General features: G+C 68.9%; 25 protein-coding genes and 1 tRNA gene. 9 read left to right on the top strand and 17 right to left on the bottom strand.

All coding sequences use genetic code 11. From position 1 onward, the window contains the following. Positions 1-77 precede the first annotated feature (77 nt). From mutA to meaB, 3 genes are read left to right on the top strand one after another with little or no spacing between them, the layout of a single operon-like run. Complete coding sequence (mutA, locus tag AC1RIF_RS05295) at positions 78-1,976, top strand: methylmalonyl-CoA mutase small subunit (protein ID WP_492600337.1); 1,899 nt, start codon at positions 78-80, stop codon at positions 1,974-1,976. Further along, positions 1,973-4,234 carry a methylmalonyl-CoA mutase gene (gene scpA, locus AC1RIF_RS05290; RefSeq protein WP_492600336.1) on the top strand — a complete coding sequence of 754 codons (2,262 nt, stop codon included), beginning with the start codon at positions 1,973-1,975 and terminating at the stop codon, positions 4,232-4,234. The genes mutA and scpA overlap by 4 nt, the downstream gene beginning before the upstream one ends. After that, a complete protein-coding gene (gene meaB / locus AC1RIF_RS05285; protein ID WP_492600335.1) occupies positions 4,167-5,222 on the top strand; it encodes a methylmalonyl Co-A mutase-associated GTPase MeaB in 1,056 nt (351 codons plus the stop codon). Before scpA ends, meaB begins: the two co-directional genes overlap by 68 nt. Before the next feature lie 73 nt (positions 5,223-5,295). Here meaB and AC1RIF_RS05280 read toward each other — a convergent pair whose 3' ends face one another. The 4 genes from AC1RIF_RS05280 to AC1RIF_RS05265 form a co-directional block, all read right to left on the bottom strand. Continuing rightward, entirely contained in the window at positions 5,296-5,733 is a 438-nt protein-coding gene (locus tag AC1RIF_RS05280) for a VOC family protein (RefSeq protein WP_492600334.1), read from the bottom strand. 119 nt (positions 5,734-5,852) lie between these two features. Then, positions 5,853-6,533, bottom strand: a complete 681-nt coding sequence (locus tag AC1RIF_RS05275; protein ID WP_492600333.1) for a ScbR family autoregulator-binding transcription factor — start codon at positions 6,531-6,533, stop codon at positions 5,853-5,855. Between the two features lie 98 nt (positions 6,534-6,631). Next, the gene (locus AC1RIF_RS05270; RefSeq protein ID WP_492600332.1) at positions 6,632-7,690 is read right to left on the bottom strand and encodes a nucleoside hydrolase; all 1,059 of its coding nucleotides are present in this window, start codon (positions 7,688-7,690) and stop codon (positions 6,632-6,634) included. Continuing rightward, the gene (locus tag AC1RIF_RS05265; RefSeq protein WP_492600331.1) at positions 7,687-7,812 is read right to left on the bottom strand and encodes a hypothetical protein; all 126 of its coding nucleotides are present in this window, start codon (positions 7,810-7,812) and stop codon (positions 7,687-7,689) included. Before AC1RIF_RS05265 ends, AC1RIF_RS05270 begins: the two co-directional genes overlap by 4 nt. A gap of 77 nt (positions 7,813-7,889) precedes the next feature. Here AC1RIF_RS05265 and AC1RIF_RS05260 point away from each other — a divergent pair, with 77 nt between their 5' ends. Further along, complete coding sequence (locus AC1RIF_RS05260) at positions 7,890-8,612, top strand: lysoplasmalogenase (RefSeq protein WP_492600330.1); 723 nt, start codon at positions 7,890-7,892, stop codon at positions 8,610-8,612. A 298-nt stretch (positions 8,613-8,910) separates the two neighbouring features. Here AC1RIF_RS05260 and AC1RIF_RS05255 read toward each other — a convergent pair whose 3' ends face one another. Next, on the bottom strand, positions 8,911-10,173 hold the full coding sequence (locus AC1RIF_RS05255; RefSeq protein WP_492600329.1) for a CoA transferase: 1,263 nt from the start codon (positions 10,171-10,173) through the stop codon (positions 8,911-8,913). 156 nt (positions 10,174-10,329) lie between these two features. Between AC1RIF_RS05255 and AC1RIF_RS05250 the strand changes: the two genes are divergently transcribed. Continuing rightward, entirely contained in the window at positions 10,330-10,872 is a 543-nt protein-coding gene (locus tag AC1RIF_RS05250; RefSeq protein ID WP_492600328.1) for a DinB family protein, read from the top strand. A gap of 78 nt (positions 10,873-10,950) precedes the next feature. Next, entirely contained in the window at positions 10,951-11,826 is an 876-nt protein-coding gene (locus AC1RIF_RS05245) for a class II glutamine amidotransferase (RefSeq protein ID WP_492600327.1), read from the top strand. Positions 11,827-11,829: 3 nt separating this feature from the next. Here AC1RIF_RS05245 and AC1RIF_RS05240 read toward each other — a convergent pair whose 3' ends face one another. The 4 genes from AC1RIF_RS05240 to AC1RIF_RS05225 all read right to left on the bottom strand — a co-directional run bounded on the left by AC1RIF_RS05240 (position 11,830) and on the right by AC1RIF_RS05225 (position 15,594). Beyond that, the gene (locus AC1RIF_RS05240) at positions 11,830-13,080 is read right to left on the bottom strand and encodes a saccharopine dehydrogenase family protein (RefSeq protein ID WP_492600326.1); all 1,251 of its coding nucleotides are present in this window, start codon (positions 13,078-13,080) and stop codon (positions 11,830-11,832) included. A gap of 42 nt (positions 13,081-13,122) precedes the next feature. Then, positions 13,123-13,503, bottom strand: coding sequence for a DUF2784 domain-containing protein (locus tag AC1RIF_RS05235; protein WP_492600325.1), 381 nt, complete (start codon positions 13,501-13,503; stop codon positions 13,123-13,125). Positions 13,504-13,606: 103 nt separating this feature from the next. After that, positions 13,607-14,002 carry a universal stress protein gene (locus AC1RIF_RS05230; RefSeq protein WP_492600324.1) on the bottom strand — a complete coding sequence of 132 codons (396 nt, stop codon included), beginning with the start codon at positions 14,000-14,002 and terminating at the stop codon, positions 13,607-13,609. 137 nt (positions 14,003-14,139) lie between these two features. Beyond that, a complete protein-coding gene (locus AC1RIF_RS05225; protein ID WP_492600323.1) occupies positions 14,140-15,594 on the bottom strand; it encodes an SDR family NAD(P)-dependent oxidoreductase in 1,455 nt (484 codons plus the stop codon). Between the two features lie 209 nt (positions 15,595-15,803). On the opposite strand from AC1RIF_RS05225, the gene AC1RIF_RS05220 reads away from it, so the two are divergent. Beyond that, entirely contained in the window at positions 15,804-17,021 is a 1,218-nt protein-coding gene (locus tag AC1RIF_RS05220; protein ID WP_492600322.1) for a S8 family serine peptidase, read from the top strand. 127 nt (positions 17,022-17,148) lie between these two features. Here AC1RIF_RS05220 and AC1RIF_RS05215 read toward each other — a convergent pair. Continuing rightward, positions 17,149-17,234: transfer RNA gene (locus AC1RIF_RS05215), tRNA-Leu, on the bottom strand. A gap of 187 nt (positions 17,235-17,421) precedes the next feature. Here AC1RIF_RS05215 and AC1RIF_RS05210 point away from each other — a divergent pair. Beyond that, positions 17,422-18,786 carry a M20/M25/M40 family metallo-hydrolase gene (locus AC1RIF_RS05210; RefSeq protein WP_492600321.1) on the top strand — a complete coding sequence of 455 codons (1,365 nt, stop codon included), beginning with the start codon at positions 17,422-17,424 and terminating at the stop codon, positions 18,784-18,786. A 33-nt stretch (positions 18,787-18,819) separates the two neighbouring features. Continuing rightward, complete coding sequence (locus tag AC1RIF_RS05205) at positions 18,820-19,350, top strand: YbhB/YbcL family Raf kinase inhibitor-like protein (protein ID WP_492600320.1); 531 nt, start codon at positions 18,820-18,822, stop codon at positions 19,348-19,350. Between the two features lie 63 nt (positions 19,351-19,413). Here the strand turns inward: AC1RIF_RS05205 and AC1RIF_RS05200 are convergent, their stop codons facing one another. The 7 genes from AC1RIF_RS05200 to AC1RIF_RS05170 all read right to left on the bottom strand — a co-directional run bounded on the left by AC1RIF_RS05200 (position 19,414) and on the right by AC1RIF_RS05170 (position 25,493). Next, entirely contained in the window at positions 19,414-20,484 is a 1,071-nt protein-coding gene (locus AC1RIF_RS05200; RefSeq protein WP_492600319.1) for a quinone-dependent dihydroorotate dehydrogenase, read from the bottom strand. Positions 20,485-20,492: 8 nt separating this feature from the next. Beyond that, positions 20,493-20,741: a DUF5703 family protein gene (locus AC1RIF_RS05195; RefSeq protein WP_492600318.1), complete on the bottom strand. Its 249-nt coding sequence runs from the start codon at positions 20,739-20,741 to the stop codon at positions 20,493-20,495. Between the two features lie 6 nt (positions 20,742-20,747). After that, positions 20,748-21,749, bottom strand: a complete 1,002-nt coding sequence (locus AC1RIF_RS05190) for an NHL repeat-containing protein (RefSeq protein WP_492600317.1) — start codon at positions 21,747-21,749, stop codon at positions 20,748-20,750. Positions 21,750-21,872: 123 nt separating this feature from the next. Continuing rightward, positions 21,873-22,739 carry a heme ABC transporter ATP-binding protein gene (locus AC1RIF_RS05185; RefSeq protein ID WP_492600771.1) on the bottom strand — a complete coding sequence of 289 codons (867 nt, stop codon included), beginning with the start codon at positions 22,737-22,739 and terminating at the stop codon, positions 21,873-21,875. Continuing rightward, the gene (locus tag AC1RIF_RS05180) at positions 22,739-23,797 is read right to left on the bottom strand and encodes a FecCD family ABC transporter permease (protein WP_492600316.1); all 1,059 of its coding nucleotides are present in this window, start codon (positions 23,795-23,797) and stop codon (positions 22,739-22,741) included. Before AC1RIF_RS05180 ends, AC1RIF_RS05185 begins: the two co-directional genes overlap by 1 nt. Then, on the bottom strand, positions 23,794-24,813 hold the full coding sequence (locus AC1RIF_RS05175) for a heme/hemin ABC transporter substrate-binding protein (protein WP_492600315.1): 1,020 nt from the start codon (positions 24,811-24,813) through the stop codon (positions 23,794-23,796). Before AC1RIF_RS05175 ends, AC1RIF_RS05180 begins: the two co-directional genes overlap by 4 nt. Further along, positions 24,810-25,493, bottom strand: a complete 684-nt coding sequence (locus AC1RIF_RS05170) for a biliverdin-producing heme oxygenase (protein ID WP_492600314.1) — start codon at positions 25,491-25,493, stop codon at positions 24,810-24,812. The genes AC1RIF_RS05175 and AC1RIF_RS05170 overlap by 4 nt, the downstream gene beginning before the upstream one ends. Between the last annotated feature and the right edge of the window lie 7 nt (positions 25,494-25,500).

The raw sequence follows: 25,500 nt of genomic DNA, 5'->3' as shown, positions 1-25,500 counted from the left end.
TTTGCCCGATTGTTTTGCCCGATTGGAAAACCGGTCGCCACGCGCGATCGCACGTGAGAGTGAGAGGGAGCCGCCCCGTGTCACCAGCTTCAGAGGCCGAGGACGCCGCGCGCGCCTACTCGGAGTGGCAGCAGGCCGTGGCCGGCGTGCTCGCCAAGTCCCGTCGAGTGGACGCCGCCGAGCTGGGCCCGGAACCGCAGAAGCTTCTCGAGACGACCACCTACGACGGTGTGACGATCTCGCCGCTGTACACCGGTCGTGACGAGCTTCCCGAGGCTCCGCTGCCCGGACAGTTCCCATTCGTGCGCGGGGCCGACGCCAACCGTGATGTCAACGCCGGATGGCTGGTCAGCGCCCAGTTCGGTCAGGGCGCGCAGAACGGCGCAGAGGTCAACCGCACCGTCCTCGACGCGCTCGGGAACGGCGTCAGCGCCCTGTGGCTCGCGGTCGGCGGCAAGGACCTCCCGGTCGAGTCGCTCGATGCCGCGCTCGAGGGTGTCCTGCTCGATCTGGCCCCGCTCACGCTGGACGCCGGCGCGGACGCCGTCGCGGCCGCTCAGCAGCTCTTCGCGCTGCTCGACACGCGCGCTGCCGCCGGTGACGGCGTGACCGACCGCGCCCAGGTGCGGGTCGGCCTCGGTGCGTCCCCGTTGACGGACGCGTTCACAGGTGCCGCAGGAATCGACGTAGCGGAGGCCGTCGCACTCGCCGACGCCGCCGCGAGCCGGGCCGAGTCGGTCCGGGCGATCACCGTCGACGGCACCGCATTCCACAACGCCGGCGCGAGTGACGCCGAGGAGCTCGGAGCGGCCGTCGCGGCCGGTGTCGAGTACCTGCGGGCGCTCACCGCGCAGGGCCTGACGATCTCGGCGGCCCTGGGCCAACTCGAGTTCCGACTGGCCGCCACCGACGACCAGTTCAACACCATCGCGAAGTTCCGCGCCGGCCGCCAGGTGTGGGCGCGCGTCGCGCAGGTGTGCGGGGCCTCCGAGTTCGGTGGCGCCGTGCAGCACGCGGTCACTTCCGCCGCGATGATGGCGCAGCGCGATCCGTGGGTGAACATGCTCCGCACGACGCTCGCCGCGTTCGGTGCAGGTGTCGGCGGTGCGGACTCGGTGACGGTGCTGCCGTTCGACGTCGCACTGCCCGCGGGCGCCGCAGGCGTGTCGAAGTCGTTCTCGGCCCGCATCGCCCGCAACACCCAGCTGCTGCTGCTCGAGGAGTCGCACCTGGGTCGGGTGCTCGATCCGGGTGCAGGTTCCTGGTACGTCGAGGACCTCACCGAGGAGATCGCGGCCAAGGCGTGGGAGTTCTTCCAGCAGATCGAGACGGCCGGCGGTTACACGGCGGCACTCGGATCCGGTGTGATCGCCGATCGCGTCGCCGCGACGAAGGCCGCCCGCGACTCCGACATCGCGCACCGCAAGACCGCGGTCACGGGCATCAACGAGTTCCCGAACCTCGCCGAGGCCCCGCTGCCCGCGGGTGCCGCCGAGGCCGGCGCCACGGTGGCCCGCTACGCGGCAGCATTCGAGGCGCTGCGTGATCGTTCCGACACGTTCCTTGCCGCGAACGGCGAACGGCCGCAGGTGTTCCTGGCCCCGCTGGGTCCCGTGTCCGAGCACAACGGACGGTCCACCTTCGCGGGCAACCTGCTCGCGTCCGGTGGCATCGAGGCGCTCAACCCCGGACCCCTGGACGCCGGTGACGGCAGCATCGCGGCGGCGGTGAAGGAGTCCGGGGCCCGCATCGCAGTGCTGTGCGGCACCGACAAGCGCTACGCGGAACAGGGCGCGGCGGCCGTAGCCGCCCTGCGGGAGGCCGGCATCGAGCAGGTTCTGCTCGCCGGGCCCGAGAAGATCTTTGCCGATGTCGAGGGCGGCGAGCGTCCCGACGGATTCCTTACCGCTCGCATCGACGCAGTGACGGCGCTGACCGGCCTGCTCGACGCAATCGAAGCTGGGAGCATCAAGTGACAACGAACGAGGTGCAGCACGTCATCGGCAGTTTCGCCGACGTCGCGCTGACGGACCCGCAGTTCCCGAAGCCGGCTGCACCCACCTCCGAGCAGACCGAGGCACTCATCGAGAACCTCGCGACGGCGAACAACTACACCCCCGAGCAGGTGGTGTGGTCGACGCCCGAGGGCATCGACGTCAAGCCGGTCTACACCAAGGCCGACCGGGACGCCGCCGAGGCCGACGGCTACCCGCTCGGCAGCTACCCGGGCGCGGCCCCGTTCCTGCGCGGCCCCTACCCGACGATGTACGTCAACCAGCCGTGGACCATCCGCCAGTACGCCGGCTTCTCCACCGCCGCCGAGTCCAACGCGTTCTACCGCCGCAACCTCGCGTCCGGCCAGAAGGGCCTGTCGGTCGCATTCGACCTCGCGACGCACCGCGGCTACGACTCCGATCACCCGCGCGTGCAGGGTGACGTCGGCATGGCCGGTGTCGCGATCGACTCGATCCTCGACATGCGTCAGCTGTTCGACGGCATCGACCTGTCGCAGGTGTCGGTGTCGATGACCATGAACGGCGCGGTGCTGCCGATTCTGGCGCTGTACGTCGTGGCGGCCGAGGAGCAGGGTGTCGCCCCCGAGCAGCTGGCCGGAACCATTCAGAACGACATTCTGAAGGAGTTCATGGTCCGCAACACCTACATCTACCCGCCGAAGCCGTCGATGCGGATCATCTCCGACATCTTCGCGTACACCTCGGCGAAGATGCCGAAGTTCAACTCGATCTCCATCTCGGGCTACCACATCCAGGAGGCCGGTGCGACCGCCGACCTGGAGCTGGCCTACACGCTCGCCGACGGCATCGAGTACATCCGCGCCGGTCTCGACGCGGGCATGGACATCGACAAGTTCGCGCCGCGCCTGTCGTTCTTCTGGGCGATCGGTATGAACTTCTTCATGGAGGTCGCCAAGCTTCGCGCCGGGCGTCTGCTGTGGGCCGAGCTGGTCGAGAAGTTCGCGCCGAAGAACGCCAAGTCGCTGTCGCTGCGTACCCACTCGCAGACCTCCGGCTGGTCGCTCACCGCGCAGGACGTGTTCAACAACGTCGGCCGCACGTGTGTCGAGGCGATGGCCGCGACGCAGGGACACACCCAGTCGCTGCACACCAACGCGCTCGACGAGGCGATCGCGCTGCCGACCGACTTCTCGGCCCGCATCGCTCGCAACACACAGCTGCTGATCCAGCAGGAGTCGAACACGGTCCGTCCGATCGACCCGTGGGGTGGCTCGCACTACGTCGAGTGGCTCACCAACGAACTCGCGAACCGGGCGCGCGCCCACATCGCCGAGGTCGAGGAGGCCGGCGGCATGGCGCAGGCCATCGGTGAGGGCATCCCGAAGCTCCGCATCGAGGAGGCCGCGGCCCGTACGCAGGCACGCATCGACTCCGGCCGCCAGCCGCTGATCGGCGTCAACAAGTACGTGCCGGACGAGCCGGACAGCATCGAGGTCCTCAAGGTCGACAACACCAAGGTGCGTGCCGAGCAGATCGCCAAGCTCGAGCAGTTGCGCGCCGAGCGTGACGAGGCCGCCACACAGGCGGCTCTCGCGGAGCTCACCCGCGCCGCGGCGTCCACCGAGGGCGGCATGGAGAACAACCTGCTCGCTCTCGCGATCGACGCGGCCCGCGCCAAGGCGACCGGCGGCGAGATCTCCGACGCGCTCGAGAAGGTGTACGGGCGCCACCAGGCCGAGATCCGGACCATCAGCGGTGTCTACCGGGACGAGGCCGGAAAGGTGAGCAACATCTCGAACGCAATCGGACTGGTCGAGAAGTTCGCCGAGGACGAGGGACGTCGTCCCCGCATCCTCGTCGCGAAGATGGGCCAGGACGGCCACGACCGCGGCCAGAAGGTCATCTCCACGGGCTTCGCCGACCTCGGCTTCGACGTCGACGTGGGACCGCTGTTCCAGACCCCCGAGGAGGTCGCCCAGCAGGCGGCCGACGCCGACGTCCACATCGTCGGTGTGTCCTCCCTCGCCGCCGGTCACCTCACCCTGGTGCCGGCGCTGCGGGAGGCCCTCGCTGCGGTGGGTCGCCCCGACATCATGGTCGTCGTCGGCGGCGTCATCCCGCCGGGCGACTTCGAGGAGCTGTACCAGGCCGGTGCCGCGGCGATCTTCCCGCCCGGCACGGTCCTGGCGGATGCGGCCATCGGTCTGTTGCAGAAGCTGTCGGAGCAGTTGGGACACGATCCGATTGCCGCCGACTAACCGTCCGCCGCTCGATCTGGCTGCGCTCGGTGACGCGGTCCTGGAGGGTCGGCGAAGTGATGTGTCCAAGGCCATCACCCTCGTCGAGTCCACCCGGGCCGATCACCGGGAGCAGGCGCAGCAGTTGCTGCTGCGCCTGCTCCCGCACGCCGGAAACGCGATCCGGGTAGGCATCACGGGTGTCCCCGGCGTCGGCAAGTCGACGACCATCGAAGCACTCGGGATGCACCTGATCTCGTTGGGACACAAGGTCGCCGTCCTCGCCGTCGACCCGTCGTCGACGCGCACCGGTGGCTCGATCCTCGGTGACAAGACCCGGATGCAGAACCTGTCGGTGGAGCCGAACGCGTTCATCCGGCCGTCCCCGACGTCGGGCACGCTCGGCGGTGTCGCGAAGGCGACCCGCGAGACGATGGTGCTGCTCGAGGCGGCCGGCTACGACGTGATCCTCGTCGAGACGGTCGGTGTCGGGCAGTCCGAGGTGACGGTCGCGAACATGGTCGACACGTTCACGTTCCTCACCCTCGCCCGTACCGGTGACCAGTTGCAGGGCATCAAGAAGGGTGTCCTCGAGCTCGCCGACATCGTCACCGTCAACAAGGCCGACGGCAAGCACGAGACCGAGGCGCGGGTCGCTGCACGCGAACTGGCCGGTGCACTGCGGCTGATCTACCCGCACGACGCGTTGTGGAAGCCGCCGGTGCTGACGATGAGCGCGCTCGAGAACATCGGCGTCGACAGGTTCTGGGACGAGGTGCTCCGCCACCGCCAGGTGCTCGGCGATGCCGGTGAACTCGAACGTAAGCGGCATCAGCAGCAGGTGGACTGGACGTGGTCGATGGTGCACGACCAGTTGCTGCGCCGCCTCGACTCGAACGAGCGGGTGAAGAAGATCCGCGGCGACGTCGAGGACCAGGTTCGTGAGGGGTCGCTCACCGCGGCCCTCGCCGCGCACCGGATCCTCGAGGCATTCGACGGCTCCGAGTAACGCTCTCCCACAGTCGGAAACACGACGAGGGCCCCACACCGTCCGACGGTGTGGGGCCCTCGTCGTTGCCGTCTCACGTATCGGTGGTCAGCCGCACCCGCCCGTCGGCGTCGATGCTCCAGCCCGGATTGTGGCAGATCTCCCAGATCACGCCGTTGGGGTCGGCGAAATGGCCGTGATAGCCGCCGAATGCGGCACGCTGCGGATGCTTGATCAGAGAGGCGCCGGCCCGCACCGCGGCGGCGACGATGGTGTCGACGGCTGCGGCGTCGGCGACGTTGTGGGAGAACGTGATCCCCGAGGTGGCGACGTGCGTTCCGGGACGCCCGATGTCCTCGCGGAACTTCTCGGCGTCGAACAGTCCCAGTACCGTGCCCGGTGCGGTCTGGAAGAAGATGATCTCCCGGGGCACGTCCAGCAGCGGCTCCCACCCGAGTCCGCCGCAGTAGAAAGCCCGGGCGGCGTCGAGGTCCGGTGTGGCGAGCGTGACGAAGTGGATGCGTTGGTCCATGGACGGAGTGTCGCACCGATTCGTCGGTGCCGCCGTGGGACGGGGCTTCCGTCGTCGTAGTGGCGCCGTGCAGCCGGCCGGGCCCCGCATCGCGGGCCCCGGCCGGCGTGTGAATTGATTCAGACGTTCACGGAATGATCCGTGGTCGCCGTGGTCGACTCGGTCGGAGGTGTCCAGCGTGCGATGCGGACCTCGGCGAGCTCGGCGGCGTCCTGGGTGGTCGCGACGCTCGGGAGCAGGAATCCCCACATCTCGTCGATGCGTTGCTCGATGTCTTCGCGGCGTGCGAGCACCTGGGACACGAGTTGAACGCCGGTGAAGGACCCGATCACGAAGCGGGCCAACGTCGGAGGATCCACGGTCCCGTGAATCTCACCCTGGGCGATTCCCGATTCGATGAGCTTCTGCGCGCTGTCGATCCAATCGATGTACGGCTGGGCCGGGGCGTCCACTGTCCCGCTGAACTCGAGTGTCAGACGCGTGCCCGCGCGGACGATCGGATCGTCCACTATCTGCCGGGCCATCTCGTGACAGAGCATCACGAGTTGTCGCAGTGAACCTGCACCGGTGTTCGCGATCGCATCGACCGTGTCGATCGATGTTCGATGGTGTTGCTCTATGACGACTCTCGCGAGTTCGTCCTTGGACCGGAAGTGGAAGTAGAGCGCACCTTTGGTGGTACCCGCCCCGTCGACGATGTCGCCGAGGCTCGCTCCTTCGAATCCTGACTGCTCGAACATTCGAGCCGCTCCGGTGATGATCTGTTGCCGTGTTGCCACAGCGCGTGCCTGTCTTACCACGTGAACCGCCTTTTCCCGACTTGACGATCCGGTCGAGCGCACGGTCGCTGTGCGGACTGGACGCTCTTCCAGATCGACGAAACCGTACCAGTGTCCAGCTACCGGTCGGTTCGGTTCCTCGGGGTTGTCGCGGTGCGCGCGAATGCTGCGAGACGGCGGATCAGGTCGTCGAGAAACGCGTCGGGGTCAGTTTCCCAGGTGATCGCCGCATTAGGTGATCTTCCCCACAATCCGTGCCAGTCGGCGACGGTCTGGCCACGGGTGATGCGTCCTTCGGTTTCGACGTCCACCGTGGCGGCGCGGTAGCGGGCGATCGTGGGATCGAGTGCGACGGCTGCGGCGAACGGATCGTGCATGTGCGCGATGAAACCCTGCCCGTGGTCGCGGTGGAACTGGAAGTAGAAACGCACCGCGTCCGACAGGTGCCGCACGATCGGATTCGACGTCGTGGACCGGGTGTCCGGGGCGTCGTCGGAGCCGATGAGCTCGACCGGTGTGCTGTGCGCGAGCTCGGCCAGTCGACGCAGATGTTCGGGGCGCAGCTCGATCCGCTCGGTGACATCGAGGCCGCAGACGATCGGGGCCCGATCCGCGGGCACCGACGAGAAGGCGGCGAAGACCTCGGCGGCCGCCTCGGGATCGACCGAGATGTTCCACTCCGCGACCGGTGTGGTGTTGCCCGGGTGCTGGAAGGCTCCACCCATCACGACCAGGCGCCGGAGTCGCTGGGGGAGTTCGGGATCGGCGCGTATCGCCAGTGCCAGATTGGTCAGCGGGCCGGTCACGAGTCCGACCAGTTCGCCGGGATTCTCGCGGGTGAGTTCGCTCCAGGCTTGTGCGGCGGACCGCGCGGACGGCGCCCGGCCGGACGGCGGCAGGACCGCGTACCCGACGCCCTGCGGGCCGTGGGTGTCCTCGGTGGTGCGCAGCGGGATCGTCAGGGGGCCGTCGGCGCCGACCGCGACCTCGATGTCGGGCCGCCCACACAGGTCCAGCCAGGCCAGGTTGTTGGCCGCGACCTGTGCGGTGGGGACGTTGCCGGCGGTCGACAGGACGGTGACGATCTCGGCATCCTCGCGTGCCAGCAGATACAGCAGTGCGACCGAGTCGTCGATCCCGGTGTCGACGTCGACGATCAGTCGTGTCGGCGCGGTCATCGTGATCCGGCCGAGGCGCAGTCCCGGTCGACCGGGGGAGTCACGGACCGGGCGACGAAGTACTTCTCGTGGGCGGAATCGTCGGCGCGGGTGACGTCGAGGACGTAGCTGTGTATGGTCACGCTCCCATTCTCGCGGAATCCGATTGGATGCGAGACAAACTCGTGTCCGGCCCCGTGTGGGCGCCTAGCATGACGGCGTGATTCCTCGGCAGCACACGCGATTCCTGTGGGTGGTCTTCAGCGCGCTCGCCGCGGTGCATCTGGTGGCGCAACTGGTCGACGCGAACGGCGTCGCGAACGTCAGCCAGTGGTTCCTCATGCCGGTCCTGGCGGCAGTGCTGTGGACGTCGACCGAGCCGAGCCGGGGTCGGCTCGTGGTCCTGACGCTGGTCGCGATCGGTCTGTCCTGGCTGGGCGACACCGCGCCCGATCTCGCCGACGGCGATATGTCGTTCCTGCTGATGGTCGGATTCTTCCTGCTGGCACAGATCGTCTACATCGTGGCGTTCGCGCCCTACGGGCGTGCGGAGATCTGGGGACGTCGGTGTCCGTCGACGATCGGGTATCTCGTCGCGGTCGGGTTGCTGGTTCTCGCGTGCGCGCCCGGTGCCGGGGCGCTGCTGGTGCCGGCCCTGGTCTATGGTGTCGCGCTCGGTTCCATGGCGATCCTCGCGGCGGGGGTCAACGGCTGGGTTGCGGTCGGTGGCGCCCTGTTCCTGGTGTCCGACGGCATGATCGCGCTGGGAGCGTTCGCGGACTGGTTCTCCCCGCGGGTCGAGGGTTTCTGGGTCATGGTCACCTACATCGCCGCGCAGGTGCTGATCGTGCTCGGCGTGCTGCGCGCCGCGCACGGTCGCGATTCGGCTCCGACGCAGCTGTGCACTGAACTCGAGGATGGCAGGCCGTCCGGAGCCCGATAGCGGACCGGATCCGGCCGCAATCGGTGTGAGAGGTCGAGACGGCCTCCGATGACGTCGTCGCCGAATCGGAGTTGTCGGACGATACGGACCGGGCGAACTTCACCAGCCCGGAACTGGAGTGCATCCACGGCAGTCTGGTCGACGCGATGTCGTCATTGCGGGATCCCCGGACAGCCGCGCAAGTGTGCACGCGAAGGCTCGACGGGCGCGGGCTTCCTGCCCGGTGAACGCATTTCGTAGTCCTCGCCGGGTGTCGAGTGACGTCGGGTGGATCGTGACCCGGTGACACCGACCGCAGTCACCAGCGTGGTTCGTCGGCACCCCAGGTTCTTGCCGGGAACGGGTAGTCGTCGAACGCTGCGAGAGCCGGCCGGGCCGTGGTGCTTCCGCCGTGGGTCATGACCGTGTCCGGTCCGGGCAGCCGGGCGAAGCGTGCAGTCTCTCGGCGCCCGGTGGCGGCAAGCAACCATGACGCGGTGCGCGCGAGGGAGACATCGATGTCCCGCCCCGCGCCGTCGACGAGTCGGCGGGTCGAGGCGTGGACCACGCCGGCAGCGAGAAGGTACCCCGACGCGTGATCGAGTATCTGCGCGGGAAGCGCGCCCGGCCGACCGCCGCCCTCGATCAGTGCGATGCCCGACGCCGCCTGGACGATGCTGTCGAATCCACGCCGCCCGGCCCAGGGCCCGGCATGGCCCCACGCGCAGACTCGGCCCAGGATGAGCCCTGGGCGAACCGAGGTGAGATCCCCGACGAGCGCCTCCAGGGCGCCCGGCCGGTATCCGGTGAGCAGCACGTCCGCACCCGCGACCAGGGTACGAAACCCCCCGAGCCCCTGTGGATCCCGCAGGTCGAGCAGCGCCGAGCGTTTGCCCTGTCCGTTCTCGAGGTGCTGCCACTCGATCTCCGGAAGGTGCGGTGGATCGATCCGCAGCACCTCGGCGCCCAGCAGAGCCAGCGCGCGCGACGCCACCGGCCCCGCGATGACGCGGGTGAGATCGAGGACCCGCATGCCTGCCAACGGGGCGGACGGTGTCGCCGACAGAGTGGCCGGACCGTGATCGCGGCGGACACGGACTCCCACCAGATCGCCCGAGGCGGCCGCGATTCCGGGCGCCGACGCCGCCCACTCCGCGTCACCGCGGACCCGCACCGCGATCGCGCCGACCACCGCGGCCGCGTCCTCGATGTCGGTGGCGGACAGGCCCGCGATCCGTCGGGCGAAGCTCGCGCGATCGGTGTCGTCGGCCAGACCCACCGCGGTGAGGAGGCGCGCGCGGTGATGCGGATAGTTCGCATGGGTGCGAACCCAACCGGCGGCCGTCTCGAAGAACCCCGACAGCTCGGCGAACGCCTCCACCGGTCGCCCGTCGCGGCGGAACATCCGGTCGCCGGAGAACGACGCCGCGATCCGGTCCGGAGCAGGTCGGTACGGCGACACCGGCAGCCCGAGCGATGCCCGCAGTCCGTCAGCGGAGGCAGCGAACCGGGACACGGCCATCGCCGCCAGATCGAACGCCGGCAGCCGCGCGGACAGGTAGCCGTCCGAATGAGTGGTCACCGTCGCGAGCGTACGGATCGTGTCGCGGGTCGTCAGCGCGATCGGGGCAGGTGGAAGTTCCCGGCCGAAGTCCGCGATAGAGGACCGTTGTTGTCCGCAATCGCTCGTACCGTCATATCCATCGAGCTCCACCGACACGATCGAAGGGTGAGGGACATGACCGAGCACACCACGACGACCACCGCCGCCGAGAAGGCCGACATCCTGGCGATGCTCGCGGACCAGCGCAACAGCCTGCTGATCACCGTCCGTGGCATCGACGACGAGCAGGCTCGGGCGCGTTCCACCGTCAGCGATCTCACGCTCGGCGGTCTGATCAAGCACGTCGGCGGAACCGAGCGCAACTGGGTCCGGAGCATCGTCGAACGGGACGAGACCGCGGAGTTCGACATGGAGGTCGCGATGGAGACCTACTACATGGCGGACGGCGAGACGATCGCCGGGTTGCTCGACGACTACCGGAAGGCGGCGGAGGAGACCGAGCGGGTGGTCGCGTCACTCGACGATCTGGACCTGCCGATTCCGCTGCCGACCGCACCGTGGGCGCCGGAACGCGAGTGGTGGACTGCCCGCCGGGTGCTGATGCACATCCTGCGCGAGACCGCCCATCATTCGGGTCATGCGGACATCATCCGCGAGTCCCTCGACGGGGCGAACACCACGATGCAGATGGGTGCGGACGCGGGCATGGAGTTCTGAGGGAGAACGGGCACGCCGGACCGGTGTGCCCGTTCATACTGGTCGAAACCCGGCCTCGAACCGAGGAGGACGACGGCCATGTGTCGACTGTTCGGACTGTCCGCGGCTCCGCACCGCGTTCACGCAACGTTCTGGCTGCTCGACGCGGACGACAGCCTCGCCGAGCAGAGCCGACGCATGCCCGACGGCACCGGCCTGGGCACGTTCGACGCGGACGGAGCTCCGCGCGTCGAGAAACAGCCATTCGCCGCGTACGAGGACCAGCAGTTCGCGCGCGAGGCCAGGGAACGCGAGTCCGAGACCTTCATCGCGCACGTCCGGTACGCGACGACCGGCGAGAACGAGACCGTCAACACCCACCCCTTCGAGCAGAAGGGTCGATTGTTCGCCCACAACGGGGTGATCGAGGACCTTCCTGCGCTCGAGGCCGAACTGGGCGACTATCGCGAGCTGGTCCAGGGCGACACCGACTCCGAGCGGTACTTCGCACTGATCACCCGGCACATCGACGAGAACGGGGGCGACGTCGCGGCCGGTGTCGCGGCCGCAGTGGGGTGGATCGCGGACAACCTCCGGATGCTCGCGCTCAACTTCGTGCTCGTGACCGCAGACGAGTTGTGGGCATTCCGGTACCCGGACACGCACGACCTGCTGGTCCTGCGTCGCCGCGCCGGCGGGTCCAACGGGCGGCGACACCTCGAGCATGCCAGCACCGCCGGCACCGTCCGCGCCCGGTCCGGGGCACTCGCTTCGCTGCCCGCAGTGGTGGTCGCCACCGAGCAGATGGACGAGGATCCGGACTGGGAGTCGCTGTGCCCGGGGGAGTTGCTGCACGTGGGAGCCGATCAGACGGTGACCCGGACCATGCTGCTCGACCGGTCGCCGCGACATCGGCTCGCCCTGTCCGACCTCACGGGCCGCGCGGCGGCGGCGCAGGCACCGAGCGGCCCGTGAAGTTCAGGCGCGCTGCGCCCGAATCAGCAATCCGGCGTCCCGCAGTCGTGTGACCAGGACGTCGCCCATCGCCGTCGCCGGCGTCAACACCCCGGACGTGTCCGGGAGATCGTCGCGTTGCAACGCGAGCGCCAGTGCCGACTCGCCGAACATCACCGCGGTCGCCGCGTACCCGGGATCGCCCTTCGCGGCGACCCGGGCCGTGTAGCGGGCGCCCGTTGTCGTGTCGCCGTACAGGTCGACCGTGAAATGGCCGTTGCGCCGGGCCTTCTCACTCGGCCCCTGGCCGGGCTTCGGCAGTACCCGATCCAACAGCCAGCGGGTCGGCGGGAACAGTAACCCGGCAACTGCCGCGCCCATGCCGACCGCCACCGCGCCGGCGATCGCGCGCGACGCGAACGACGAACCGACGTTCATCACCTCGCGGTAGCGGAACTGCTTGCCGTACGCGTAGTCGGCGAGTGCGTTGCTGCGGCGCACCACGCGGGTGTTGGCCGACGCCATGAAGAACGGCGCCTTCCACCCCGACAGGCCGGGCGCGATGTCGGACCCACGGACGATGGCCACGTCGGACTGGCGGCCGAGGTCCGGTTCGGCGGCGCGGTCCGGGCTCAGCGAATACGGTGCCGCGGCGATGCGCCGGAGGGTGGCGTCGCGCTTGACGACGTCGAGTTGGGTGCGCACCGAGTCGATCGTGCCGCCACTGACGCCCCCGCTCATCGAGGTCACCACCAGCGTCGTGTCGGTCAGCTCGCCTGCGCCGTCGGACTCGACTTGACGATGCAGGACGTGAACGCCGAGGTCGGAGGGAATCGAGTCGAAGCCGCACGAGTGGACGATCCGCGCGCCGCTCGCGCGGGCGGCGTCGTGGTACAGGTCGATGCTGTCGCGGGCGAAGAGGGTCTCGCCGCTGAGATCGATGTAGTCGGTGCCGGCCTCCGCACACGCCCGCACGAGCGGAAGACCGTACTTGGCGTACGGGCCGACCGTCGTCGCGACGACGTGGGTGGCGGCAGCGAGATCTCGGAGCGAGGCTTCGTCACCGGCGTCCGCTCGCAGCAGCGGCCACTCGGCGGCGGCCGGTCCCAGCTGGGCGCGTACCTGTTCGAGCCGGTCGACGGACCGCCCGGCCAACCCGATGCGGGAGCCGGTGGGCGCATGCTCGCTGAGGTACTCGGCCACGAGCCGGCCGACGAAGCCGGTGGCGCCGTAGACGACGACATCGAGATCGCGGGTGCGTGAGGCAGCTGTCATGTCGACGACCCTACTCGCGGGTAATGCTTCGTGCGGCGCACATCACACCGGCGCTTGCCACCACCCCGAGTGACGCCGCCGAAGAACGGCGTAGCCGATCCACGATCCGATCACACATGCGGCGACGAGCCCGCGGACCAGCCCCACCGCGTTCTCGGGGTACACGACGCCGGTCAGGTAGTGGGCGATGAAACCGGTGGACGGCAGCTGCTGGTCACCGGCGCGCTGGCGGGCCCAGTTCTCGAGGTGTGTGAGAGGGCATTCCAGGCCGGCCAGGACCGTGCTGAAACCCCAGGCGACCGCCGCGACGTGCAACCAGATCGTGCGACGCCACCGCCACGCGAGGCAGCCACCGGCCACGACGTAGCCGAGGAACACCAGGTGGACCACCACCGTGGCGTCGGCCAGCAACCGATACAGCACCGCGACACCTCCCGATGTCGGGACGGGACCACTCGGCTTTCAGGCTACTGCGGGTCGAGGGGTGGCACCGGCGCTACCGAGCTACTGGCGTGCTGCCGCGATGCTACTGGGGCTCCTTGACCACCAGGATCGGTACGTCGACCTCCAGCAGCAGGCGCTGCAGCGACCGCTCGAGGAGGAACTTGCCGATCGGCGACATCCGTTTGCTGCCCGCGACGAACAATCCGGCGCCGCTGTCGGAGACCAGGTCGACGAGGGCGCCGACACGGTCGCCGCTGTGCTCGCTGGTGCGCAGCTCCCACGGGGATTCGCCCACCCCACCGTTGTCGAGGACGGTCTGCACCGATGCGCGCAACGCCTCGACATCGCCGTCGGCCGCGGCGTCGTCGAGGATCTGCAACACCAGGAGTTGCTCTCGACGCTGCATGGCCTCGCGTGCGGCGTACACCATCGCAACGCGCCCCTCCGGAGTATCGCTGTATGCAACGGCAATGGCCATGAAGCCTCCCAGACGAGTGGAACAGTGCCCGTCCAGTATCGCCGCTCGGCAGTCGAAGTACCGTGTGGCACACGTCGCGATTCAGGTGTGACGTGCCCGTCACCGTGTCGTCCGGCGTCGCTTCCGGAGGTCGCCGGCTACCAGGGCGAGGGCTGGTAGTCCTTGAGGAAGCACCCGTACAGGTCGACGCCGGCCTCGCCCTGGACGATCGGGTCGTAGACCCGCGCCGCGCCGTCCACCAGGTCGAGCGGGGCGTGGAAGCCCTCGTCGGCCAACCGAAGCTTCGTGTAGTGCGGACGCTCGTCGGTGATCCAGCCGGTGTCGACCGCCGTCATGAGGATGCCGTCCTCGAGCATCTCCTTGGCGCTGGTGCGGGTGAGCATGTTCAGTGCGGCCTTCGCCATGTTGGTGTGCGGGTGGCCTGGACCCTTGTACGCGCGGCTGAACTGTCCCTCCATCGCGGAGACGTTCACCACGTATTTGCGCCGGGCTGCCGCCGCGGCCATCGACGGCCGCAGTCGCGACACGAGGATGAACGGCGCGACCGAGTTGCACAACTGCACCTCGAGGAGCTCGATCGGATCGACCTCCTCGACTGTCTGCACCCAGCTGTTGGTGTGGGCGATGTCGGGCAGCAGGCCGCCCGCGTCGATCGCGACACCGCGTTCGATCCGGGCGGGCGTCGCCGAACCGGCCACCAGCGCGAGCGAGCTGACCTCGTCGGCCGACAGGTTCGCGGCAGAGGCGAGCGTCGCCGTCGACAGCGATCCGGCCAGGGCTGCCGGGTGGGCCTCGCTGGTCTTACCGAACGTCACGACGTCGGGCAGTTCGCCCGCAGGCAGCGCACCGGACTCCGCCTCGGCGAGCGCGCTGTAGGCGCCGGGGGAGCGGCGGACCGTCTGCGCGGCATTGTTGATCAGGATGTCCAGAGGTCCCTGTGCGGCAACGGAATCGGCGAGCGCGACCACCTGCGCGGGATCACGCAGGTCGATACCGACGACCCGAAGTCGGTGGATCCAGTCGGCGCTGTCCTCCATCGCCTTGAACCGGCGGATGGCATCGTTCGGGAACCGTGTGGTGATGGTCAGGTGGGCGCCGTCACGCAGCAGGCGCAGCGCGATGTACATGCCGATCTTGGCGCGTCCGCCGGTCAACAGCGCGCGCCGCCCGGTCAGGTCGGTGCAGGCGTCACGCTTGGCATGACTGCGGGCCGCGCACTCCGGGCACAGCTGGTGGTAGAACGCGTCGACCTGGGTGTAGCGCTGCTTGCAGATGTAGCAGGGCCGCGGGCGGATCAGCGTGCCGGCGGTCGCCCCGGCGGCGTTGGAGGTGAGCGGAATCCCCGCCGTCTCGTCGTCGATTCGGTCCGGCGAGCCCGTCGCGGTGGCCGCGACGACGGCCCGATCGGCCTCGGACACCGCGTCGCGCGTTTCGACGCGGCGGCGGCGCTTGAGCTTCTTGAACAGGTTGCCGACCGCGCGCTGCAGCGCGACCGAGTCGGGGTGGTCCGCGTCGAGCGCGGATGCCTCCGACAGCACCCGCATGCAGATGTCCAAATCAGCGGGATCGATACCCGTCATCGGTTGTGCCATCGGTAGGTAACTCAGTCCTGATCTCGTGCGCGTGTGCCTGATCCCGTGCGGGTGGTCGACCGACGAGTCTACCGAGTGCCCGACCGGGCTCCTCCGGCCGCTGTGCTGGTGACACCGTGCCCGCGTCGGAGGAGCATGTGAAGTACCAGGGGGAGTGCCCCCAGAGCAGTCCCCCGCTCGAGAGATGACACTCGAGGAGGGTGAGGACAATGAGCAAGTCGAACGGGTCCGGCCAACCCGGATCGGACCGATCGGGCCTGTCGACGGTGTCGGCCGTCGGCACATTCGAGATGTTGCACGCGGAATCGGTGGTGCCGGTCGAGTCGCCACTGCAGAAGGAGGGCCCGTTTCTTCCGGAACTGACCGAGGTGGATCTGCTGGTGCGTGCCCCCGACGCGCGGCGCGACTTCAACGTGTCGGGCTCCGGCATCACCGTGGCGGTGCTCGACACCGGAATGCGTTCCACGCACGTCGATTTCGCGGGCCGAGTGGTTCCGGGGCGGAACTTCACCTCCGACTACGGCGGCGATCCTGCCGAGATCACGGACGGGAACGGACACGGTACGTCCGTCGCGGGGATCGCCTGTGCAGGACGGATCCACACCGGGATCGCGCCGAACGCGCGGGTGGTGCCGGTCAAGGTCCTCGCCAACGACGGCACGGGTCGTTTCGCCGACATCCGCGACGCGCTGGACTGGCTCCTCGACCGGCGGTCGGCGCTCGGGATCTCGGCGCTGTGCCTGGCGACGGGTGCGTCCGACAACCGCACGACGGACACCGACATGCCCGGTGACGCGATCGGGGCGCTGCTGCAGGAACTCACCGACGAGGGTGTGTGTTGCTGTGTCGCGGCCGGCAACGACTACTACGCGCACGGCGGCATGCAGGGAATGTGTTACCCGGCGATCTTCCGTCAGACGATCAGCGTCGGCGCGGTGTACGACGCCGACGAGGGCAGCTTCCGCTACCGGGACGGCGCCAAGGCGTTCGCGTCGGACGCGGACCGCCTCACCCCGTTCACGCAGCGACTGCACCGGACCGTCGGTGGTCCGTGCGCGACCGACACCTTCGCACCGGGATCGCCGATCACCTCGTCGGGCATCCTCAACGACACCGGCGAGTCGATCCAGTACGGGGCCAGCCAGGCGACACCGGTCGTGCTCGGCGTCGTGGCGTTGCTGCAGTCGTTCTACCTGCGCACCATGGGGCATCTGCCGAGCGTGGTCGACGTCAAGCGGTGGCTGGCCCGCGGTTCGACGGTGGTCTACGACGGCGCCGACGACCACGACAACGTCAACCACACCGAACTGACCTTCCCGCGGGTGAGCGCGCTGGGGTCGCTGCTGGTGTGTGCGAAGGATCTCGCGGTGCGGGAGCTGGCGACGGCCGACCGGGCGAACACGCGGATGGAGGCGATGCGCCGGTGACGCGAGTCGACCGAAGCCGGTCGACCGCAGGGGCGGCAGGAACAGGTGCCGAGACCTGTGAGTTACGGAAACGAGAAGATCCCCGGTTCTGTGAACCGGGGATCTTCTCGTCTGTCTCAACTCAGAGTGTCCGAGGGGGGACTTGAACCCCCACGTCCGTTAATAGGACACTAGCACCTCAAGCTAGCGCGTCTGCCATTCCGCCACTCGGACTCGTTCGTTGCTCGCCTCATCGCGAGGCATTCAGTTGTTTTTCTCTTTGCCCCGTTCTCCGGGTGCCTGGAAAGATTATCCGATCTTTCGCCAGGTCCAAAATCGCCTGGTCAGCGGGGGGTTTTGGACCAAAAGTATGTATCGGCGGGTGCGGGTGCCGACGTCGTAGCGGTGGTAGGAAAGTGAGGTGCCATCACATGACGAAGCAACGTCCTCGCCGCAGCCCGTGAGTCTCGCCGAATCCGAGGTCGTCGACCTCGTCAGCGCGCTGATCCGGTTCGACACTTCCAACACCGGCGAACTCGAGACGACCAAGGGCGAGCGGGAGTGCGCGCTGTGGGTCAAGGAGAAGCTCGAGGAGGTCGGTTACGAGACCGAGTACGTCGAATCCGGTGCGCCCGGTCGGGGGAACGTCTTCGCGCGCCTCCGGGGCGCGGACCCGAAGCGGGGGACGCTGATGTTGCACGGGCATCTGGACGTCGTACCCGCCGAGCCCGCGGACTGGAGCGTGCATCCGTTCTCCGGCGCGGTCGAGGACGGCTACGTCTGGGGCCGCGGGGCGGTGGACATGAAGGACATGTGCGGGATGATGCTGGCGCTGGCCCGTCAGTTCAAGGCCGAGGGCACCGTCCCGCCGCGGGACGTCCTGTTCGCCTTCGTCGCGGACGAGGAGGCCGGTGGCAAGTGGGGCTGCCAGTGGCTGGTCGATCACCGGCCCGATCTCTTCGAGGGCGTCACGGAAGCGGTCGGGGAGGTGGGCGGCTTCTCGCTGACCATCCCGCGCGCGGACGGGACGGAACGCCGCCTGTATCTCGTCGAGACGGCCGAGAAGGGGCTCGGCTGGATGCGGCTCACCGCGAAGGCCACCGCGGGCCACGGCTCGTTCCTGCACGAGGACAACGCGGTGACGATCCTCGCCGACGCCGTCTCCCGGCTCGGCAACCACACCTTCCCCCTCGTGATGTCGGATTCGGTCGCCGAGTTCCTCACGGCGCTCGCCGAAGAGACCGGCGTCGACTTCGACCCGAACTCGCCCGACATCGACGGCACTCTCGCCAAGCTCGGGTCCATCGCCCGGATCATCGGCGCGACACTGCGGGACACCGCGAACCCGACGATGCTGAAGGCCGGCTACAAGGCCAACGTCATCCCGCAGACCGCGGAGGCCGTGTTCGACTGCCGCGTGCTGCCCGGTCGGCAGGCCGCGTTCGAGCGTGAGGTGGACCAGTTGATCGGGCCGAACGTGACCCGCGAGTGGATCACCAAGCTCGACTCGTACGAGACGACGTTCGACGGTCACCTGGTGGACGCGATGAACGATGCCGTGCTCGCACACGACCCCGACGGTCGCACGGTGCCGTACATGCTGTCCGCGGGCACCGATGCAAAGGCGTTCGCGCGTCTGGGGATTCGCTGCTTCGGATTCGCTCCGCTGCGGCTGCCGCCGGAGTTGGACTTCGCGGCGCTGTTCCACGGCGTCGACGAGCGGGTGCCGGTGGACGCATTGCACTTCGGCACCCGAGTGATGGAACACTTCCTGCTACACAGCTGACCCGCTGCACCCGAGATCTGGGAGAGGATTCACATGGCACACGATCCGTACGACGGACTGCCCGACCTGCCGTCCTTCACGCTGACGTCCGAGGACGTCACCGACGGCGCCCCGCTGAAGAACGACCAGGTCAGCGGAATCTTCGGGGCCGGTGGACGCGACATTTCGCCGCAGCTGTCGTGGTCCGGGTTCCCGCCCGAGACCAAGAGCTTCGCCGTGACAATGTTCGACCCCGACGCGCCGACGGCGTCCGGCTTCTGGCACTGGGCGGTCGCGAACATTCCCGTCACCACGACCTCGCTGCGCGCCGACGCGGGCGACGAGACCGGTTCCGGGCTGCCCGAGGGCGCCGTGACGCTGCAGAACGACGGCAGCCTCGCCCGGTTCCTCGGCGCGGCGCCGCCGCAGGGACACGGCCCGCACCGCTACATGATCGCGGTTCACGCGGTCGACGTCGACCATCTCGACGTCACCCCGGAGTCGAAGCCGGCATTCCTCGGCTTCAACCTGTTCTCGCACGCGATCGCGCGTGCCGTCATCACCGGGACGTACGAGCAGAAGTAGGTCGCGAACCACGAGGGCCCGTCACCGATCGGTGACGGGCCCTGTTCGTGGAGGCGGGGAACGCTACGTGCGTGCGCCGGCACCCACCGCGTCAGCGATCGACTGGAACCCGGCCTCGCGGACCTTGCGGGCCAGGCCCTTGTGCAGCTTGCGCGGGTAGAACGGCCCACCGTAGATGAAGCCGGTGTAGCCCTGCACCAGTGTCGCTCCGGCGAGGATCCGCTCCCAGGCCTGGTCGACGGTCTCGATGCCGCCCACCGAGATCAGCACCAGCTTGTCGCCGACCCGGGCGTGCAGGCGGCCCAGCACCTCGAGCGAACGACGCGCGACGGGGGCGCCGGACAGGCCGCCCGCCCCGATCTCCTCGATCCGCGACTGCGGGGTGCGCAGTCCGGCGCGCGAGATCGTGGTGTTGGTGGCGACGATGCCGGCCAGACCCAGTTCCACGGCGAGATCGGCGACGGCGTCGACGTCCTCGTCGGACAGGTCGGGTGCGATCTTCACCAGGACCGGGATGTGCACGGTGTCGAGCACCGCCTGCAGCAGTGGGCGCAGCGACTCGACGGCCTGAAGGTCCCGCAGTCCCGGGGTGTTGGGAGAGCTGACGTTGACGACGAGGAAGTCGGCGAGCGGTCCCAGCAGCCGAGCGCTGGCGGTGTAGTCGCCGGCCGCCTCGTCCGCGGGGACGATCTTGGTCTTGCCGATGTTCGCGCCGATCGGCACATCCCCGCGGCGGTGTCGCAGGTAGTTGGCGGCGTTACCGGCGCCGTGGTTGTTGAAGCCCATCCGGTTGATCAGTGCGCGATCATCCGGCAGACGGAAGAGTCGCGGCGCGGGATTGCCGGGCTGCGCCTGCGCGGTGACGGTGCCGATCTCAGCGAAGCCGAAGCCCAGCGGCCCCCACGTGTCGACGCCGGTCGCGTCCTTGTCGAACCCGGCGGCCAATCCGACCGGTGCCGGGAAGTCCACACCGAATGCCTTGGTGCGCAACACCGGATCGTCGACGACGAGCACCTTGGCGACGAGCGCGCGGATCGGTGCGAAACGCGTCACGAGCCGCATCGCGGCGAACGCGAGGTGGTGGATGCGTTCCGGGGGAACCCGGAACATCAGACGCAGAAGCAGGTAGTACACGAATCTCCCTAGATTCCAGGTGCCGGAATGTGATGGGTGGTCTTGCGGCGGCGGAGCAGGATCCGACGGCTGCCGTCGGTGTACAGACGCACGCGTGAGAGTTCCCAGCCGCCGAACTCGGCCTGCAGTGCCAGGCGCATCGATGCGCTCACACGGGTGACGTCACGGGGCAGGCTCAGCGGGATGTACTCGAACTCATCGGAGTCCGTCTCCCATTCGGGGGGAATCCCACGGCGACGCTGCGACCTGGACGTCACGGTGGATCACCCCGCTGCCAGCGGGATGGTCTGCAGTCCGTCGCCGGCCGCGGATCCGACGACGAGGTTGCCGGTCACCGTATCCACCGCGACGGAGTTGGGCTGGCGGACGGTGTCGTAGCGGATCTTCTCGACGGGGATGCCGGTCGAGATGTCGTAGCCGACCACCTTGTTGCTCGCGGTCTGCGTCACCCACACGAGATCGGTCCGCTCGTCGTAGGCGATCCCGTACGGCGCGTTCGCGACGGGGTACCGCTGACGCATGATCAGTGGGTCGGTCGTGAACACCAGCAGCTCGTTACCGCTGGTGTCGGTGACGAGGATGCGCCCGTACTCGTCGGTGATCAGCTGGGTGGCGCCCTCACCGGCGCGCAGCGCCAAGCCCAGTTCCGCGTCGTCGAGGTCGATCTGCGTCAGCGACGTCTGGCGGCGGTCCAGCGCGCTCAGGTCCTCGCCGGTCACGGCCAGCGCGTCCACCGACGCCAGACCGGAAATCGTTTCGGTGGCTTCGCCGGTTCCGGCGATCACCTGGATGCGGCCGTTCGCGAGCCCCACCGCGAGCCGGCCGTCGGGCAGGAACGCCGCAGACCGGGCATCCCCGTCGACCGCGGTCGAGCTCGCCTTCCCGGAGGCGATGTCGACGATCTGGACCTGGCCGTTCATCGGTGCCAGCACGCGCCCGTCGGACGCGAGCGTGATCTGCGCGGCAGTCCCGTCGAGGGTGATCTCCCGCGGCTCCGTGCCCGCGGTCTGCAGCAGCAGATGCGTGCCGCCGTCGGTGAGGATCGCGGTGGTCTTCGTGGTCGGGTCGAACACGAGCGCGTCGACGGAGCGACCGATGTCCTGCACCGAGCCGGCGGGTGTGGCGGCGGCGGGGGACACCGCCGCGGTGGCCGGTTCGATCGTCTTGAGGTCGTCGCCGTTCTGCTCGGCCGAACACCCGGTGAGCAACAGCAACGCGGCGGCCCCAATCGTGCAAGCGGTGATGCGCGGTGCGGGTACTCGCATGGGTGTGCTCCTCGGATGCTGCAGCAGTGCTGCCGTGTGGTGCGTGTGTGCTCGCCTTCTAGCATCCATGATCGACTGGACCGGCCGGAATTCGAGTCACCCCGTACGTGAGTCGGGCGACACTCAGTCCCCGGCGGCCGGTGCCCCGTCCCGGCGCGGGAGCACCAGCGTGGCACCGGATCGGGGATGCCGGAACACCTCGACGGGATGACCGTAGACGCGGGACAGCAACTCCTCGGTGAGCACCTCGGCGGGCGGTCCGTCGGCGGCCGCACGGCCGTCCTCGAGAACACAGATCCGGTCCGCGTACGCCGCGGCCAGTCCCAGGTCGTGCAGCACGACGACGACAGCGGCACCGTCGGCCGCCCGGTCGCGGGCGATGCGCATCACGGCTTCCTGGTGCCCCAGGTCGAGGGCGGCCGTGGGCTCGTCGAGGAGGGCGGTCTCGGTGTCCTGCGCGAGGACACGGGCCAGTGCGACGCGTGCACGTTCGCCGCCCGAGAGGACACTGAACGGCCGGTCGGCGAGGTGTCGGACGTCACAGATGCCCATGCACTCGTCGATGACCTTGTCGTCGTCGGTGTCCCGGTCGGTGCGCTGCCACGGGGCGCGCCCCATGGTGACCACCTGGCGGGCGGTGAACGAGAACCCGACAGTGTGCTGCTGCGGCAGTACCGCGCGCCGACGCGACATCTCCGACGGTGTCCAGTCACCGAGGGGCTTGCCGTCGAGTTCGACGGTGCCCGCCGCGACGGGCTGGTCGCCGGACAGCGCGGCGAGCAGCGTGGACTTGCCGGCACCGTTGGGGCCGACGAGCGCGAGTACCTCACCGGCACGGACCGTGAGATCGACGCCGTCGAGGACGGTACGTCCGCCACGTTCGACACTGATTCCGGTGGCCCGCATCGTCACGGCGCCACGTTCGATGCGCGCGGGGACGTCGGCGGCGCGGCCGAACAGGCCTCGCGCGCGGTCGATCATCGAGCCCATCATGCCCACCCGCCCTGACGGGAACGGGTTCGGCGCAGCAGCCAGAAGAAGAACGGTCCGCCCACGAGCGAGGTCAGCATGCCGAGCGGAAGGTCGGCATTGTCCACGAGGGTTCGGGAACCCAGGTCGGCGGCCAGGAGGACCACCGCGCCACCGAGCACGCTCGCAGGTAGCAGCAGTCGGTGTCCGGGGCCGACGAGCATGCGCATCACGTGCGGCACGACGAGGCCGACGAACAGGATGATGCCGGTGAACGCGACGCCCGAGGACACCAGCACCGCGACGATCACGATCGCGATCAGCCGCAGCTTCTCGACGTCGACACCGAGGTGCCGTGCAGCGCTCTCGCCGAGGGCGAGCAGGTCGAGCTTCGGAGCGATCAGCATCGAGGCGGCGATACCGGCGATCGCCATCGGTGCGACGATCGCGACGGCGTTCCAGCTGGCACCGTTCAGGCTGCCGAGCTGCCAGAACACGATCTGGTCGCGGGCCGCGGGGCTGGCGACGAACGTGAAGAACGCGATGAGTCCGCCGGCGAACGCGTTGATCGCGACGCCGGTGAGCACGAGGGTGACGACCTCGGTACGCCCCTCGGAACGGGCGAGCAGGTAGACGAGTGTCGTGGTGATCAGGCCCGCCACGAAGGCGGACGCCGCGACGGCCGGGCCTGCGGTGAATGCTCCGCCCAGCACGATCGCGGCACTGGCGCCCACCGCCGCGCCGGCCGAGACGCCGATGACGCCCGGCTCGGCGAGCGGGTTCGAGAACACGCCCTGCAGCAGCGCTCCCGAACATCCGAGCGCCGCTCCGACGAGGATCGCGAGGATGACGCGCGGGAACCGCACCTGCCACAGCGTCACCTCACCACTGGGGTGCGACGGCATCGGTCCGATGTCGAGTCCGATGCGATGCATGACGCTGCCGAGGACCTCGGCAGGACTGGTGGGTACCTGGCCGATGCAGGCCGACGCGAGGGCGAGTGCGGCGAGCAGGATCACCAGCCCGACGACGACCGTGCCCGGCTTCACCCGGGGCCGGCTGGTGACGGTGGTACTCATTCCGCGTCGGGGTGGTAGATCGCCTCGGCCAGCGCGGCCAGCACCTGGCCGGTGTTGGAGCCGAAGCTGAGCAGCATGGTGTCGGACATGTCCACGACCCGCTTGTTCCGGCCGGCGGGAGTCTGTGCGATGCCCGGAACCTTCTCCAGGCCGTCGACTCCACCGATGGATTGCAGGCCGCCGCTCATCATCAGCATGACGTCGGGTGCCGCGGCGATCATGGCCTCACTGGTGATCGGGACGAACTCGCTGGTCAGGCCCGATGCGGTGCCCGCGTCGGTGGCGCCGAGCGCCTCGATCAGCGAATCGGCACCGGACCCGGGGCCTGCGAGCATCGTGATCGAGGGACCACGCATGTAGAGGAACGCGATCTTCAGTGCCTCGGAACCGGCAGGAACCAACGCCTTCGCGTCGGCGATCTCCTGCTCGGTCCGGGCGACGAGCTGCTCTCCCTGGGCGGGCACGCCCAACGCCGCGGCCACCGCGGTGATCTGCCCCGGCACACCCTCGAGCGTGCGGGTGGGATCGAAGTAGACGACCGGAACCCCGGCGGCGCGGAGCTGATCCTGCACCGACTTGGGGCCGATGCTGGTGTCGGTCAGCACCACGGTCGGGGACAGGTTCAGGATCGCCTCGGCGTTCATGGCCTGCCCGCCTGGGGTGATGTTGGGGATGTCCTGTGCGGCCGGGAATCCGGATGCGGTGTCGCGGCCGACGACGTTGTCGCCGAGCCCCAGTGCGAACACCGTTTCGGTCAGGGTGCCGTACCGATCGGCGGTGACGATGCGGCTGGCGTCGTCGATCGTGACGTCGACGCCGTCGAAACTGCGCACCGTGACGGGGAGCTGTGGGACCGGGTTGTTCGCGACGGGCCGCGGATCGGCGTCGGCGACCACCGCGGTGGTCTGGCCGTGCTGCGCGGTCTCGTCACTCGTGACCGAGGTGCAGGCCGCGAGGGAGACCGCGGTCGCGGCCGAGACGGCCACGACGAGGAGCCGGGAGAGCGCAGATCTCATTTCACAAGGTAGCGATCGATATCGGCCTCGAGGTCGGCGAACAGGCCGCCGTTGAGACCGTAGGCGAGGGTGACCTCGCTGATGAAGCGCGCCTGCTCGTCTGCGGACAGCGGTGCCTGGTCGAGCTTGGCCCGGTACTCGTCCTTGAAGACCTTGGGCTTTGCGATCTGGTCGAAGATGTAGAACCGCAGGCCGTCGACCTCGTAGCCGTACGCGCGCTCGAGCATGCGTCGGATGATCTGGCCGCCGGACAGGTCGCCCATGTAGCGGAGGTAGTGATGCGCGACGAAGTCCGCGGGGGAGGTGAAGGCCACCTCTTCGAGGCGAGCGACGTACGCCGCGGTCGCGGGAGTCGCCACCAGCTGGTCACGCCACGTCGGGCCGAGCAGGAACTCGAGGTCGGCCGCGAGCGCCGGCAGGCGGACGAGCTCGGGAGCGATGAACGGTGCCGCGATCGGGTCGGCGACGTGAGCGTCGGCGGCCCGCTCGAGTGCTTCGTAGACCAGGTACGTCTGCACCAGCAGGGCCGCGTAGCCCTCCTTGGTCAGCTTGCCGGCAAGGAGATCACCCACGAATCGCGACTGCTCGGTAGCGCGGTGAGCCGCATCGGTCTCGGTCTTGATGCGCTCGGCGAAACCGGCAGGCGCGCCGGTCTCGGTACCCTGGTCGAGCACGTCCATGTGATCT

Source organism: Prescottella sp. GW823-FHT02E09, from assembly GCF_058797375.1.
The sequence above is the reverse complement of the archived record's forward strand: the minus strand, read 5'-3'. Positions and strand labels throughout refer to the sequence as shown.